The sequence below is a fragment of the Staphylococcus sp. CWZ226 genome (assembly GCF_018986355.1).
Lineage (GTDB): Bacteria > Bacillota > Bacilli > Staphylococcales > Staphylococcaceae > Staphylococcus > Staphylococcus simulans.
In genome coordinates this window covers 45914-61112 of sequence record NZ_JAHMSB010000014.1, presented here as the reverse complement: position 1 = coordinate 61112, position 15199 = coordinate 45914, and the positions used below count along the sequence as shown (strand labels likewise).

The 15199-nt window shown below is 35.5% G+C and carries 16 protein-coding genes; all 16 read right to left on the bottom strand.

The window, feature by feature from the left end; translation table 11 throughout:
- Positions 1-165: 165 nt before the first annotated feature.
- Complete coding sequence (locus KRR19_RS10875; RefSeq protein WP_096754697.1) at positions 166-846, bottom strand: zinc metallopeptidase; 681 nt, start codon at positions 844-846, stop codon at positions 166-168.
- Positions 847-887: 41 nt separating this feature from the next.
- Entirely contained in the window at positions 888-1502 is a 615-nt protein-coding gene (locus tag KRR19_RS10870; protein ID WP_156666589.1) for a DUF1405 domain-containing protein, read from the bottom strand.
- 5 nt (positions 1503-1507) lie between these two features.
- Positions 1508-2065, bottom strand: coding sequence for a YpiB family protein (locus KRR19_RS10865; RefSeq protein ID WP_156666590.1), 558 nt, complete (start codon positions 2063-2065; stop codon positions 1508-1510).
- Positions 2066-2082: 17 nt separating this feature from the next.
- Complete coding sequence (locus tag KRR19_RS10860; RefSeq protein ID WP_207021196.1) at positions 2083-3330, bottom strand: tetratricopeptide repeat protein; 1248 nt, start codon at positions 3328-3330, stop codon at positions 2083-2085.
- 9 nt (positions 3331-3339) lie between these two features.
- Positions 3340-4638, bottom strand: a complete 1299-nt coding sequence (aroA, locus tag KRR19_RS10855) for a 3-phosphoshikimate 1-carboxyvinyltransferase (RefSeq protein ID WP_070625925.1) — start codon at positions 4636-4638, stop codon at positions 3340-3342.
- A 9-nt stretch (positions 4639-4647) separates the two neighbouring features.
- The gene (gene aroB, locus KRR19_RS10850) at positions 4648-5724 is read right to left on the bottom strand and encodes a 3-dehydroquinate synthase (protein ID WP_207021195.1); all 1077 of its coding nucleotides are present in this window, start codon (positions 5722-5724) and stop codon (positions 4648-4650) included.
- A gap of 17 nt (positions 5725-5741) precedes the next feature.
- Positions 5742-6908, bottom strand: coding sequence for a chorismate synthase (gene aroC, locus KRR19_RS10845; RefSeq protein ID WP_023015191.1), 1167 nt, complete (start codon positions 6906-6908; stop codon positions 5742-5744).
- A 205-nt stretch (positions 6909-7113) separates the two neighbouring features.
- Positions 7114-7563: a nucleoside-diphosphate kinase gene (ndk, locus tag KRR19_RS10840; protein ID WP_002480972.1), complete on the bottom strand. Its 450-nt coding sequence runs from the start codon at positions 7561-7563 to the stop codon at positions 7114-7116.
- A gap of 105 nt (positions 7564-7668) precedes the next feature.
- Entirely contained in the window at positions 7669-8625 is a 957-nt protein-coding gene (locus tag KRR19_RS10835) for a polyprenyl synthetase family protein (protein WP_002480973.1), read from the bottom strand.
- 1 nt (position 8626) lies between these two features.
- Positions 8627-9352 carry a demethylmenaquinone methyltransferase gene (locus KRR19_RS10830; protein ID WP_023015189.1) on the bottom strand — a complete coding sequence of 242 codons (726 nt, stop codon included), beginning with the start codon at positions 9350-9352 and terminating at the stop codon, positions 8627-8629.
- 16 nt (positions 9353-9368) lie between these two features.
- Complete coding sequence (locus KRR19_RS10825; protein WP_002480975.1) at positions 9369-9926, bottom strand: hypothetical protein; 558 nt, start codon at positions 9924-9926, stop codon at positions 9369-9371.
- 179 nt (positions 9927-10105) lie between these two features.
- A complete protein-coding gene (locus KRR19_RS10820; RefSeq protein ID WP_002480978.1) occupies positions 10106-10378 on the bottom strand; it encodes an HU family DNA-binding protein in 273 nt (90 codons plus the stop codon).
- Positions 10379-10547: 169 nt separating this feature from the next.
- Positions 10548-11546, bottom strand: a complete 999-nt coding sequence (locus KRR19_RS10815; RefSeq protein WP_023015188.1) for an NAD(P)H-dependent glycerol-3-phosphate dehydrogenase — start codon at positions 11544-11546, stop codon at positions 10548-10550.
- 19 nt (positions 11547-11565) lie between these two features.
- Positions 11566-12876 (bottom strand): ribosome biogenesis GTPase Der, encoded by a 1311-nt coding sequence (gene der / locus KRR19_RS10810; protein WP_002480980.1) that lies wholly within the window; start codon positions 12874-12876, stop codon positions 11566-11568.
- A 150-nt stretch (positions 12877-13026) separates the two neighbouring features.
- Positions 13027-14217: a 30S ribosomal protein S1 gene (rpsA, locus tag KRR19_RS10805; protein WP_023015187.1), complete on the bottom strand. Its 1191-nt coding sequence runs from the start codon at positions 14215-14217 to the stop codon at positions 13027-13029.
- 292 nt (positions 14218-14509) lie between these two features.
- Positions 14510-15181 (bottom strand): (d)CMP kinase, encoded by a 672-nt coding sequence (gene cmk, locus KRR19_RS10800; protein ID WP_002480982.1) that lies wholly within the window; start codon positions 15179-15181, stop codon positions 14510-14512.
- Positions 15182-15199 lie beyond the last annotated feature (18 nt).

The following is a 15199-nucleotide window of genomic DNA, read 5'->3' as shown; positions in this document are numbered from 1 at the left end:
CTTACATAAGAGTCCGTGAGGACTTCTATTATAAAGATTTTTATACATATTTTCGAAAATTTCATAAAAAAAATAAACTACCGTTACACTTTTTCAAGTTATAACGGTAGTTTGTCTACGGTCTGAAACCTTGCTGCGAGAGCAAGGTTTCATTACTTTATTAAATTAATCGCTTGAGCGTGCAATTAAGATAAATCTTAATAATTCTGCAACTGCAACAGCTGTTGAAGCTACATATGTCATTGCTGCAGCACTCAATACTTTGCGTGCATGTTTATATTCTTTGTCATTAACGATATGCAATGATTTGATATTATTCATCGCACGTTTACTTGCATCAAATTCTACAGGTAATGTGATGATTGAGAACAACACTGCAAATGCCATTAAGAAAATCCCAATCCATAACGCTGTAGAACCGATTGCCATTTGCATCGAAGTTAATACGATACCTGCCATAATTAAAATGTATGACAAGCTGCTACCGATATTAGCTAATGGGAACAATGCGTGTCTGAATCTCAAGTAGAAATAACCTTGAGCGTCTTGAATCGCATGCCCTACTTCGTGTGCCGCAATCGCTGTTGCAGCAACACTTGGACGATTGTAGTTCGCAGGAGATAAACGAATTACTTTTTTAGTCGGGTCATAGTGGTCTGATAAGAAACCTTGACCTTCTAGTACTTCAACATCATTGATACCATTGGCGTGTAATATTTCTTCAGCCACTTCTCGTCCAGTTTTACCACTTGTCGATCTGACTTGTGAATATTTTTCGTAGTTAGATTTAACTTTATGTTGTGCCCAAAGCGGCAAAATCATTAATATTGCAAAATAAATTATCATACTTACTAAAGACAAAATGCTCACTCCTTTATAACATTATTTTACTGAGAACGTAAACTTTGGTCAATTAATTTGCGTCGTATCAAAGGTTTTAAATAAAAATATAAAATGATGCATAGCGTACTTAATATAAACGCAATATATGCAACAAGTTCTAAATGCGTATCGATAAACGGATAGTATGGAAACTGCATAAAGACATAGTCTATTAAGTCATTATGGAATATCCAAATAATCGCAATGAGACCTGCACCTAAAGTGATTTTGAAGCGTGGATAAAATAATATGGCCTCAAATGCCATGATGCCATGTGACACTAATAACATCATCCCGCTGATTGTAATTTCATCGTATTGATAAAATAAAATCAAATTCATGATAACAGCCCATATACCATACTTGATGAGCGTCATAAATGCTAATGCTTCTATGATAGAACACTGTTTATTCAACAAGAACAACAAAATGACAATACACAAAAAGAGCGAAGCTGTGGGACTATCTGGAATAAATATCCAATAATACCATGCAGCTTCTTTTAACTGACTGCCATACCATATGTAACCGTAAATTGTACCTAAAATATTACAAACTAAAACTAATAAAAGAAATGGGCGTGCATATAACGCCCATTTCCACCACTGCAAGATACTCATCGCTTTCATTCCTTTGTTGGGAAATTATAAGATTTCGCTTTAATCGTATTTAATAAGTGAGACAGTCGATAGAAGTATTCAGGATCATTGATTTGCAAGCTTAAATCTATTGTATTTTGTAGACGGTGAATCAATGATAATTCAGCCTGCGGTGTCGTTGTGACCGCATGCAGATCGCTCAAATGAGACGTATATTCTGGTGAAGTTAACAATTGTGCTAATAAAATTTCATCAATACGTATATCTCTTTTAGGGATATGAATTTTGATATCCAACACAGGCTTATCGTATGCGACAAGACGGAAGATTTCATTGGTATTATGATACTGCTTCTGATCAAGCGTAAGTTTAATTCCAATACTTGAGGTTTCATTCACCGCAAGTTCAAGTGTATTGCGATGTGATAATGGTTCATCTACAAAATATACGCTCTCTAAACGCTGAATATCAGACTTGATTAAATTCAATACCCATACGCTGATCCTAGATTTAAATCCATATTGAAAGAGTAAATAATCAATCAAGTTTTTCTTCTGCAGATTTAAACTTTCATAATCTCTCATTAAAATTCACCAACACCTTAATCGTATTGCAGTCGTTCAGCTTCTTGTTGCCATTCATCATTGTTTGGATCAAGTTCTAATAATTTAGGTAATAATTGTTTAGCTTGTGCAATTTGTCCTGTTTCAATTAAGAAGAAGTAATAATCTCCTAAGAAATCAGGATTATTTTCAAATGTAGGATAAGCGAGATCGAAGAAATGCTGCGCTTCTTTATCACGTTCTTCTGCCCCTAACGCATAAGCTAAGTTCCACATAAAGCGAGGATCTAAATCGTCTTCGCTCGCATATTGTAAGAGTGCGATAATCGATTCATTATCTTCTTTAGTACGATAATAGCTGCTAAGTTCAATTAAAGGTTCTTGATAAGCGTTATCTACTTCTAATGCGTTAAGTAAGAGTTTTACCCCTTTTTCAGCATCTCCTTGATCTAATTCGAGTTTACCTGTTGATAACATTAGCTCTTTGTAGAAAACATTAAGTCGTAAACCTTCGTGACCGACTTCAATGGCTGACTTATAATCTCTTTGATGTAAATAAAGCTGTTGGAGATAAAAATAGCCTTGAATGTAATCAGGGTCTTTTTCCATTAATGTGCTCATAATTTTAATGGCTTCTTGAACTAATTCATTTTTTTCATATGCTAATGCTTTCTTCATATAGTCTTCTGGGGTCATGTCTTGCTCATGAATGTCGTCATATAGTTTAATTGCGTCGTCATAGTTACCGCTTTGTAAAGCACTATCTGCAAGTCGCGCATACAAGTTGACCCCGTTTACCATATATTCACCAGTTTCTAGAACTGTTTCATATTCTGCAGACGCACGTAAATATTGCCCATCGAAGTACATCAATTCAGCAAGGGCGAAATGCAGAACGGGATCATTCGGTTCTAACTCAATCGCTTCTTGGACTTTATCAATGGCTACTTCAAGCATATTAATTTGTTGATATAAATCTGCTTCTAACATTAAACGTTCTGTACTCAGGTCTGCTTGGCTCAAATATTCTAAAGCTTCATCTGTCTTATCCTCAGAAATCAATCCATCAATGAAATAAATCAATAATTCTGGTTCGTTTGGATATTTATTGTATAAGGCTCTGAATACTTCTAAACCTTGAGGAGTTAAACCATAGTTATAGAGTGTTTCTCCTAACATGAATAATGTATCGTCATCAGCTGTTGAAATTGCTTGCTCAACTCTGCTGTCTAAGTTATCTATTTTTTGCAGATGAATATCATCAATTAATTTTTGTGTATCTTCCATACTTTCAAATTATCCTTTCTGTGCTATCGATTTAAGTAAAGGTAAGAATTCTGGGAATGAAGTGTTGACTGAATCGAATCGTTTGATGTGAAGCGGTTCAGTTCCTAATAGTGACGCAATTGCCAAGGTCATTCCAATGCGATGATCAGTGTAAGAACTTACCTCTGCTGCATGTTCGAATGTAGATGGATGAATCACAAAACCATCATTGGTTGGATGAACTTCAAAGCCGAGTAAGCCGAGTTCATCTGAAGTTGTTTCAATTCGATTCGTTTCTTTGTATTTTAACTCTTCTGCATCTTTAATCACGCTTGAACCTTGTGCTTGTGTACATAACAAAGCAACGATTGGAATTTCATCGATAGCGCGTGTAATTAATTCGCCTGATATGTCGAGTGGTTTTAAATCGGGTGTGTATTTGATGCGTAAAGAAGCTGTAGGTTCCGCCCCTTCTGTCACATTGAAAATTTCAATGTTCGCATTCATTTTTTGTACTATATCTATAATACCAGAACGTGTCTCATTCATTCCTACATTATGAATTGTAATATCGCTGTCTGGTGTAATTAATGCTGCAACAATAAAGAAAGCAGCTGATGAAATATCACCCGGCACTTTAAAATCTCTGGCTTGAATAGAATCAATCGCACGTGGTGTCGTTTCGATTGTCATACCATCAGTTTTAATCGGTATTTGATAATGTGCAAACATGGTTTCCGTGTGGTTGCGTGTAATACCTATCTCGTGGATTATAGAAGACGCATCAGAAAATAAGCTCGCAAATAGAATGGCACTTTTAACTTGTGCACTTGCTACTGGCATTTTATAATCGATGCCTTTAATTTGTCCTTTATTGATAATTAAAGGTGTATAATTGCCATCAATACCGCGAATTGCAGCGCCCATCTCAGTTAAAGGATCAATGACTCTGTTCATAGGTCGTTTGCCGATAGATTCGTCACCAGATAATACAGAATCAATTCCTAATCCACTAAGTAATCCAGCCATGATACGTGTCGTCGTACCTGAATTACCCGTATACAAGGTTTGATGTGGTGTAACGAATTTTTGATAACCTGGAGAATTTACAATTACTTTATCATCTTCAACTTTAAACTCAACACCAAGTTGGCGAAATATTTGAATTGTACGTAGGCAGTCTTCTGCCAATAAAGGTTTATAAATAGTTGATTGTCCTTCTGCTAATGAACTTAACATAATCGCACGGTGTGTCATAGATTTATCACCAGGTACTTCTATTTCACCGCGTAAAGGACCTTGAACATTGATTTCTTCAGTTTTACTCATTAGTTTCACTCACTTTAACAGGTTTTGTAGTTGTTCAAATGCATTTTTGAGCACAGTATTATCAACATGTGTCACCACTGGTTTGCCAATTTCAGACAAGAGCACCATCTGAACGCCATTTTGATCGTTTTTCTTATCTTTTAACATTAAATTTAATAAAGGTTGGAATTCAGCATTTAAAACAACATTAAGCGGATATTCCAATTTTTGCATATAATCTACGAAGTGTTGGATATCATAATTTGTGTCTAAAATGAGATTAGAAACAATGAATTGATAAATGATACCAATCATTACTGCGTGACCATGTGGTATTTTCTCATGATATTCAACCGCATGTCCAAAGGTATGACCAAGATTTAAGAATTTGCGTTTCCCTTGTTCATGTTCATCAGCAACAACGATATTCAGTTTTGTTTCAATACCTTTAAGTAAGAAATCATCTAATTGGTTAAGTTCTGATAATGCAGTTATATTTGGATAAGCTGCTTCAATTTCTCTTAGCGCACTTTCGCCGTTCAATAATGCGTGTTTATATACTTCAGCGTAGCCACTGCTGATTTCAACATAAGGTAATGATGTTAAAAAGTCTAAGTCATATATAACAGCTTTAGGACGATGAAAAGCACCTACTAAGTTTTTACCTTGAGGCGTATTGATACCTACTTTACCACCAACGCTTGAATCATGTGCAAGAATGGTTGTTGGTACTTGTATAAAATCTACGCCACGTAATAATGTTGCAGCTACAAATCCGGCAAAATCTCCAACCACGCCTCCCCCGATAGCGACTATACATGTATTACGTGTGATACCTGTTTCTAAAAGTTGTTCAAGCACAGACTCATAAACAGAAAAGGACTTCGTTTGTTCGTTTCCTTTTACTGAAATCATATGTGAAATCTGATTTGATTTGATAGCTGAAGTTGCTTGTTCTATTTTGGTTGGATGAAAACTTGCTACATTTTTATCAACAATGAAAGCGACATCTCTGTATTGTGACAAAAAAGTACTTAAATGAGTCATTGCATCATGCTGAATAATAATAGGATAGTTATTGTCTTGATATGTTGTCATCAGTTGCATCTTAATCACCTTTGATTTTAAAATTCAATGTTACGTTGTCTGCGTTCTTCTACTTGTGCTTGAAGTTGTTCCATATAGTTTGATTGGAATTCTTCTAATAATGATTTCGTAATTTCAAATGCTACTGCATGTTCACAAACGATACTTGCTGCTGGTACGGCGCAGCTGTCTGAACGTTCAATTGTAGCTTTGAATGGCTCTTTTGTTTCAATATCTACAGAAGCTAATGGTTTATAAAGAGTTGGGATAGGCTTCATCACACCGTTGACTACAATCGGCATACCATTGCTCATTCCGCCTTCTAAACCGCCGAGATGGTTCGAAGCGCGTGTATAGCCTGTTTCTTCATTATAAAGAATTGGATCTTGGATTTGACTGCCTGGTTTTTCGGCTGCTTTAAATCCTTCTCCGAAGCTTACACCTTTAAAGGCATTGATACCGACTACTCCTTGAGCAATTCTGCCGTCTAATTTACGATCGTAATGAACATAACTGCCGACACCGACTGGCATATGATCAACAATTACTTGTACGACACCACCAAGTGAATCGCCGTCTTTTTTAGCTTGATCGATTTTATCTCTGATTGCTTGTGCTTTTTCTTCATTGATAACACGAACATCATTACTATCTTCATGAGATTTAATTGTTTCCAAATCATATTCAGCGTCATCTTTGATACCACCGATTTCAACGACACGGCTATATATATCAATACCTAATTGTTTTAATAAAATTTTACATAAGGCACCGACAGCTACACGCGCAGCTGTTTCTCTTGCAGATGAACGCTCTAAGACGTTTCTTAAATCACGATGATTGTATTTAATACCGCCGACAAGGTCTGCATGACCAGGTCTTGGTTTTGAAATTTTACGTTTCATTTGTTCTTGTTCTTCTTCAGAAATAGGAGCAACACCCATAATATTTCTCCAATGTGTAAAGTCGTCGTTTGTCACTACAAAAGTAATTGGGCTTCCTAATGTATAACCATTACGCACACCAGAAACAATCTCTACTGCATCTTTTTCAATTTTCATTCGACGACCACGACCATAACCGCCTTGACGTTTAAACATTTCTACGTTGATATCTTCAGCTGTTACAGCTAAATTAGCTGGAACGCCCTCAACAATTACAGTCAGTTGCGGTCCATGGGATTCTCCAGAAGTTAAAAATCTCATTATGCAATCACTCCATTTCAAATTAGTAATAATAAGTATACCTACTATCATAGCACACGTGAAATATGGACAGAAACAATTAAAATGATTTAATTGTAAAATTTTTCTGACTATTATAGCGGGTAAAAAATAAAACCAGACTGAATAAGTAATTCAATCTGGTTTACATTGGATAAAATGAATTTAATTTGTATACTCTATATTATTATTCGTATAACCATTCTTCATTGTTGGCTGTGTAAACACTTAGTTCATTAGGTTCGAACCATAAGCTGATTTCTCTTTTCGCAGATTCTGGAGAATCTGAACCATGAATAACATTTCTGCCTACAGTTAAGCCTAGGTCACCTCTGATAGTACCTGGTGCTGCTTCAGTTGGATTTGTTTTACCAATCATATTTCTGGTTACTTCTACTACATTTTCACCTTCAACTACCATCGCAAATACTGGTGCTGAAGTAATAAATGAAACAAGACCTTCGTAGAATGGTTTATCAGCATGTTCACCGTAATGTGTTTCTGCTAATTCTTTGGAAACAGTCATAAATTTACCGCCAACGAGTTTTAATCCTTTTTTCTCTAAACGAGTGATGATTTCTCCAACGATATTACGTTGAACACCATCTGGTTTAATCATTAGAAAAGTTCTTTCCATTTCGCAAATCCTCCTGAAAATAGATGTGTATTTTTATGAATCTAAATAAATACATTTTTAGTTTAACAGTTTATTTAAGCGCTTTCAATATTTTGTGATTGTTTTTTATACATTTCTAGATTCCATACGCTTAATTAGTTTTTTAAACCATGTTGTAGCTGTGTTTTCTTCTAATTCATCTAACAAACGTACTGCTTTTTGTAAATAATGACGACTCACTTGCTTAGATTGGTCGATGCTGTCAGATTGTCTAATATAATTAACACAATAAATAAAATCTTCTTTTGGGCTATTTGGTTGTAATGCATCAATCTTTTGTTTGAATGATGGATTATTTCTGATTTCTAATAGCACTGGTAACGTTATATGACCATTCATTAAGTCGCTGCCAACTGGTTTACCTAGTTGTTTCTCAGTACTTGTAAAGTCTAGAATATCATCGACAATCTGAAAACTCATTCCAATATAATGTCCGATTCTTTTCATTTTATTAGCCGTTTTAGTATCTGCATGTGCAGATAATGCACCTAGTTCTGTCGCTAATTGAATCAACAAAGCTGTTTTGCGGTTAATTCGACGTAAATAATTTGTGACAGGTTGGTTGGAGTTGAATTGATCTTGGAATTGGAAGAGTTCCCCACGACATACATCTACAATAGCATGTGATAAAATTGTATGTATTCTTTTGTCTTCAATTGATGCAATGTGTTTTAATGCTAAAGCTAATAAGTAATTCCCTGTTAATATCGCTGTATCTTGATCCCATTTTTTACTGATAGTCAAACGGCCTCTGCGTTTATCACTTTTATCAATCACATCGTCATGCACTAAAGTTGCCATATGAATCAATTCTAACGAAACAGCAATCTTATAAGTATCTTTGTTTCTAGGTGAATCCCCATATTCACTGCTTAAAATAACAAAAGACGGACGCACACGTTTACCGCCTGATGAAAGTAAATGGTGTGCCGCCTCTTCTAATACAACATTATTGCTTTTTATTGTGTCCTTCAGTTGTCTTTCAATTTTTTTAACTTCTCTATTAATGTTCAGCTTATCCACATTAATCACCTTTTGCTGTTTCTTTTTCCTTATACCCTAAATGCATTGCGGCAACTCCGCCAGTGAAACTTTTAACTTCAATATCTCTGAACCCTGCTAATTGGAACAGCGCTTTAAGTTCATCACGATCTGGGAAGTTGAAAGCTGACTGTTGAAGCCATTCATATTCTTCTTTAGATTTAGCGAAAAACTTACCGAAAATCGGCATAACAAATTTAAAGTATAATTGATAAAGTTGTTTGAAAACTGGGATTGTAGGTTGGCTTGTTTCTAAGCAGACCACCATGCCACCTGGTTTTAAAACACGGTTCATTTCTTTAAGTGCAATGACATAATCAGGGATATTTCTTAATCCGAAACCAATTGTTACGTAATCAAATTCATTATCATCAAAAGGTAATTCCATGGCATCGCCTTGTACAAGTTGAATGTTAGCCATATTTTTAGTCTTTTCTTCTCCAACTTTTAACATGTTTTCACTGAAATCTAGACCAATGACTTCACCTGTAGGACCGACAGCCTTGCTTAATGAAATTGTCCAGTCCGCTGTACCGCAACAAACATCTAATGCTTTGCTGCCAGGTTTAACTTGCATTGATTTCATGACGCGTTTACGCCATACTTTGTGCTGTTCAAAACTGATAATATTATTGAGTCGATCATACTTAGTGGAAATGTTTTGAAAGACTTTGTGCACTTTTTCTTTATCTGCTTTATTTTTAGCCATATATATTACCTCTACTTTATTTTATATTACTGCGCAATTCATTAAAAATAGCTTCGAGTTCTGTTTCACTATAATCTTTAAGATACGCTGGATAATTTTCTGAAGCGTATTGAATTAAACTATCTTTTGCGTTGCTTAATTCAACATTTGGATTGAAATGCTGGATGGTAATTGCAGGGAAAATAGTTTCAATATATCGAACTGCGTCTTTTATCGCGTCATGAGAAAGCGTTTTGTAATGCAAAGCGGTTTTTAATTCGTTTACTTTAATGATTGCATTGCTCATAGCTTCTAGATATTCTGAATCATTGATAGATGCTGTCAACGTATAAAAATGTGCACTGATCAAATCCCCTATCAGAATCGCATTTTTAGAAAGATGACTACTCGTGATTGAATCAAGATGACTCATGGATGTATCAATTGCGAGGCATGCTAATTTTGCGTCAGGCAAAATATCTTGCGCATCAAGTACATGAGCCAATTGATGATTATACTGAATTGGTTCATGACTATGTATACCATTAAGCTTACGATCTATTTGGTTTTTTAATGTACTTAATGTTGAATCCATGTCTGCACCTCACGTTATTAATCAATAATCATCTTAACATTATATATAGAAAAATAAAATCACTTTTGTTCAACTGCTTGCAATATCTAGCAATTTCAGTCGTAAAAGTAATTCAATGAAAAAGTATGTAATAAAAAGAAAAGCCCCGAAAAGGGCTTTTCTGTTAAGTATTGAATTCATTATTTAACTGCATCTTTTAAAGCTTTACCAGCTTTGAATGCTGGAACTTTGCTTGCTGGGATGTCGATTTCTTTACCAGTTTGCGGGTTGCGACCTTTACGGGCTGCACGTTCGCGAACTTCAAAGTTACCGAAACCAATCAATTGTACTTTTTCACCGTTTGATAGTGAGTTTTGAATTGATTCGAATACAGCATCAACTGCTAAACCAGCTTCTTTTTTAGTTAATTCAGCTTGTTCTGCAACAGCATTAATTAAGTCTGTTTTGTTCATTATGAGTCACCTCCCAAGGGTTTGCTAATGATAACTTAATATCATTATGCTATGACTTTAACACAACGGCTCTTACTATCGCAATTATTTATAAGCATAAAACCGCGATTTATAAGGTTTTTTAGCCACCTATGTGTAAATATACAATAATAGTAAATTAATTTAATTTCTATTCTGACTTTTTGTCTCTATCCATTAATAATTTTAAACTTTTCTCTAATGGCACATTTTCAAACAATACGCCATATAATGCAGATGTTATCGGCATATCAATGTGTTTTTCTTTAGCTAAATTATGCACAGATTCAGTTGTATAGAACCCTTCAGCAACCATGTTCATTTCTGAAAGTGCTTCTTCTACTGTTTTACCTTGGCCGATTTTATACCCAAGTGTATAGTTTCTTGAATGCGTTGAAGTACAAGTTACAATTAGGTCCCCGATACCGCCGAGACCTAAAAACGTCATCGGATCTGCGCCAAGTGCTTCCCCTAATCTGCTGATTTCAGCTAATCCACGTGTCATTAAGGCTGCTTTAGCATTATCGCCGAACCCCATACCAGCTACAATACCACTAGCCACGGCAATAATGTTTTTTAAAGCGCCTCCTAATTCTACGCCAACCAAATCGTTATTCGTGTATACACGCAGATATTCATTCATAAATAAATCTTGTGTTAATTTACTGATTTCTGGGTCTTTAGAAGAAGCTGCAACAGTTGTTGGTTGTTGAATAACTACCTCTTCCGCGTGACTTGGTCCAGATAATACAGCAACACCGCCATTATGTTCTGGCGCAACAGAATCTTCAATCATTTCTGATACACGTTCGAATGTTGAGTTTTCAATTCCTTTTGCGACATGGATAAACACTTTTTTTGAATCTAATTTCTCATCGATTTGTTTAACTACTTCTCTAATAGCTTTTGTTGGTAGTGCAATCAGATACGTATCTGAAAAATTGACAGCTTCTTCTAAATCAGAAGTGGCTTTAATTGTCTCTTCTAATTTAGCTTCGTTTAGATAGCGTGAATTTGTATGATAAGTATTGATTTCCTCAATGCTTTGTTTATTTTTACCCCACATTAAGACCTCGTGACCGTTTTGTGCGAGTACATTCGCTAATGCTGTACCAAAACTGCCCATACCAAAAACGGCAACCTTACTCATATACTTCATCCTTTCAATACTAATTTCGTTTTCTTGGAATTATTTTGATTGGTGTTCCTTCGAAACCAAATGCATCTCGAATCTGATTTTCTAAGTAGCGTTTATATGAGAAGTGCATTAGTTCTTCATCGTTAACAAATACCACAAATGTTGGTGGTTCAATAGCAACTTGTGTTGCATAGAACACTTTTAATCTGCGACCTTTATCAGTCGGTGTTGGATTCATTGCGATAGCATCTGTGATGACTTCATTCAATGTTGAGCTTTGAACACGTTTTTTATGGTTTTCGCTCGCTTCATTGATTAATGGGAACAATGTACGTAAACGTTGTTTTTCTTTCGCAGAAACAAATGCGATTGGTGCATAATCTAAGAATTGGAAGTTTTTACGAACTTCGTCTTCGAATTTTTTCATGGTTTTACTGTCTTTTTCAAGCGTATCCCATTTATTTACTACTATAACAATAGCTTTACCCTCTTCGTGTGCATACCCTGCAACACGCTTGTCTTGTTCAATAATACCTTCTTCAGCATCTAAGACAACAAGTACGACATTAGAGCGCTCTATGGCCTTTAATGCGCGTAATACAGAGTATTTCTCTGTTGATTCATATACTTTACCTTTTTTACGCATACCTGCTGTATCAATTAAGACATAATCTTGTCCTTCATAAGAATATTCTGTGTCAATGGCATCGCGTGTTGTTCCGGCGATATTAGAAACAATAACACGATCTTCCCCAAGAATTGCATTGACTAAGCTGGATTTACCAACATTAGGACGTCCGATTAAAGATAATCTGATAGTGTCTTCATCATAAAGATCATCGCCTTCATCTTTGAAGTGTTTAGCTACTTCATCTAACAAATCCCCTAAACCAAGTCCATGTGAACCTGAAATTGGGAATGGTTCTCCGAAACCAAGTGCATAGAAATCATAAATGTCTGCTCTCATTTCTGGATTATCAACTTTGTTGACAGCTAAAACGACAGGTTTATTTGTTTTATAAAGCATCTGCGCAATCATTTCGTCAGTTTGCGTTAATCCTTCACGTTGGTTAACCATGAAAATAATAACATCTGCTTCATCAATTGCGACTTCAGCTTGTGCTCTGATTTGTGTTTGGAATGGTGCATCAGATAATTCAATACCGCCTGTATCAATGATATTGAAGTCATGTGTCAACCATTCACCGCTAGAATAGATGCGGTCTCTTGTAACGCCGGGTGTATCTTCTACAATCGATACACGCTCTCCGACAATTCTATTGAATATTGTGGATTTACCGACATTCGGTCGACCTACAATAGCAATAACAGGTTTAGTCATAAGCTAACTTCCTCTCTTTCATATATCTAGTTAATTTTATCACATGGCTTATTTAAAGCAAAAGAAATTTAGGCAATAAAAAAGTCAAGACTGTAAAGTGTGAAGTTAGGACACTTACTACAGTCTTGACTGATGTTAGCGAATTACTTATTAAAATTTAAGGTTTTTCAATTTGTCGCCGAACATTTCACCTAATGTTGGGTTATCATTATCTTCTTCTTCATGTTTACCTTCAACATAGTCACGTGATTCGTCATCGTCGATTTGAAGTACTTCTTCTTCAGCTGGTACAGCTGCTTTGATAGAAAGTGAAATTCTTTCATTTTCTTCATCAACGCTTAGTACTTTCACAGTAACTGTTTGGTTAGGTGCCAGTACATCGCTAGGTTTAGCGATATGTTTGCGACTGATTTCTGAAATATGAACAAGTCCTTGAACGCCAGCAGCAATTTCTACAAATGCGCCGAAGTCAGTTAATCTTACCACGCGACCTTCAATAACTGAATCCGCATGGATTTCACCTTTAATACTTTCGAATGGGCTTGGTAAAGTATCTTTAATTGAAAGTGAGATTCTTTCTGAGTCTCTTTCAACAGATTTTACTTTTACTTTAACTTTTTCGCCCACTGAAACAACGTCTTCCGGTTTATCAACGTGTTCGTGAGAAAGTTCAGATACGTGAACTAAACCATCAACACCGCCGATATCTACGAAAGCACCAAAGTTAGTTAAACGTGCGATTGTACCTTCAATTACATCGCCTTCATTAAGAGATTCTAGTAATTCAGCTTTTTTAGCTTCATTACGCTCTTGTTCAACTGCTTTACGGCTAAGGATGACGCGATTATTTTCTGGATCAAGTTCTTCAACACGTAGTTCTAAAACTTGTCCATCAAAGCTTGAAAAGTCTTCAATGAAATCAGTAGAAATTAATGAAGCTGGGACAAACCCTCTTTGTCCTACGTCTACAACTAAACCGCCTTTAACGACTTCAGTTACTTTTGCTTCGATAATTTCGTTATTTTCTTGTTTCTCTTGTAAATATTGATAAGACTTCTCTTGTTCTAATTGACGAATTGAAAGGATATATGCACCTGTTTCATTTTCTTCGTCATTTTCTACCTTAGTCACATAAGCTTCTACCGCATCTCCTTCTTTGACAACCTCATTTGGGCTATCAATATGATGAGTAGATAATTGACTAATCGGTACAATACCGCTAAATTTGCCACCGTCGACATCAACAATCACTTGTTTTTCTTCGACTTTTTGGACTTGTCCAGAGATTTTATCTCCTTCTTTAATTTCATTAATCATTGATTCATTGAATTCTTCAGTCATCTTGTATGCCTCCTTGTACACTACATAATTATAACATCTTACAAACTGACAGAATTGTCAAGAAATTCACCTCTATTCACAAAAAGTGAAGAATTCTCTCAAGTTCTGCAGTAAAAAAGTATTATTTTTACGTTCCAATGTACGTATTTATTCTCACTATAATATATACCACAAAAACTCATTTATTATTCACAGTATGGCATAATTATTTGAATCTGTTAGCATCGCCATAGAATGATTATGAATTTTTATAATCAAATTAATATAATTAACATCAGCCTAACATCTGAAATTATGACTGCTTGTTTTGTGTTTCACTGATAAGTTGATTAATTACTTCAGCTACTTCTTCGATAGATTTTCCAGTTGTGTTCACAGTAATTGCATCATCTGCTTGACGTAATGGAGATATTTCACGAGACATGTCGTAATCATCACGTGCTTTGATTTCTTTTTTTAATTGATCTAAAGAGGAAGGAATTCCGCTTGCTTCATTTTCTTTTTGTCTGCGTTCAGCACGTTCATCAACAGATGCAATCATATATACTTTTAATTCAGCATCTGGTAACACTACTGTGCCAATGTCACGTCCATCCATCACAATCCCTTTCTCAGCAGCTAATTGTTGCTGTACTTCAACCGCAAATGTTCTAACTGGTTCTTTAGATGCTACGTAAGAAACATTTTGTGTGACTTCGTTAGAACGTAAGAAATCTGTAATATCTTCATCGTTTAACAACACACGTTGACCTTTCACATCATCATAAACCAATTTTAATGTTACATTTTCAATAAGAGATTGAAAGTCTTCTGGTTTACCTTCTTTTAAATATTTATAGGTAATTGCACGATACATCGCGCCTGTATCTACATAGATCATAGAATGGCTTTCAGCAACCTTTCGTGCAATGGTACTCTTGCCCGCTGCTGCAGGGCCATCAATAGCTATATTAATTAAACTCATATCTAGAAAACCTTCCCT

Excerpts from the sequence above, each read along its gene's own strand:
- KRR19_RS10875 (WP_096754697.1), bottom strand. The coding sequence starts at position 846 with ATGATAATTTATTTTGCAATATTAATGATTTTGCCGCTTTGGGCACAA.
- KRR19_RS10870 (WP_156666589.1), bottom strand. The coding sequence starts at position 1,502 with ATGAGTATCTTGCAGTGGTGGAAATGGGCGTTATATGCACGCCCATTT.
- KRR19_RS10865 (WP_156666590.1), bottom strand. The coding sequence starts at position 2,065 with ATGAGAGATTATGAAAGTTTAAATCTGCAGAAGAAAAACTTGATTGAT.
- KRR19_RS10860 (WP_207021196.1), bottom strand. The coding sequence starts at position 3,330 with ATGGAAGATACACAAAAATTAATTGATGATATTCATCTGCAAAAAATA.
- aroA (WP_070625925.1), bottom strand. The coding sequence starts at position 4,638 with ATGAGTAAAACTGAAGAAATCAATGTTCAAGGTCCTTTACGCGGTGAA.
- aroB (WP_207021195.1), bottom strand. The coding sequence starts at position 5,724 with ATGCAACTGATGACAACATATCAAGACAATAACTATCCTATTATTATT.
- aroC (WP_023015191.1), bottom strand. The coding sequence starts at position 6,908 with ATGAGATTTTTAACTTCTGGAGAATCCCATGGACCGCAACTGACTGTA.
- ndk (WP_002480972.1), bottom strand. The coding sequence starts at position 7,563 with ATGGAAAGAACTTTTCTAATGATTAAACCAGATGGTGTTCAACGTAAT.
- KRR19_RS10830 (WP_023015189.1), bottom strand. The coding sequence starts at position 9,352 with ATGGCTAAAAATAAAGCAGATAAAGAAAAAGTGCACAAAGTCTTTCAA.
- KRR19_RS10825 (WP_002480975.1), bottom strand. The coding sequence starts at position 9,926 with ATGGATTCAACATTAAGTACATTAAAAAACCAAATAGATCGTAAGCTT.
- KRR19_RS10820 (WP_002480978.1), bottom strand. The coding sequence starts at position 10,378 with ATGAACAAAACAGACTTAATTAATGCTGTTGCAGAACAAGCTGAATTA.
- KRR19_RS10815 (WP_023015188.1), bottom strand. The coding sequence starts at position 11,546 with ATGAGTAAGGTTGCCGTTTTTGGTATGGGCAGTTTTGGTACAGCATTA.
- der (WP_002480980.1), bottom strand. The coding sequence starts at position 12,876 with ATGACTAAACCTGTTATTGCTATTGTAGGTCGACCGAATGTCGGTAAA.
- rpsA (WP_023015187.1), bottom strand. The coding sequence starts at position 14,217 with ATGACTGAAGAATTCAATGAATCAATGATTAATGAAATTAAAGAAGGA.
- cmk (WP_002480982.1), bottom strand. The coding sequence starts at position 15,181 with ATGAGTTTAATTAATATAGCTATTGATGGCCCTGCAGCAGCGGGCAAG.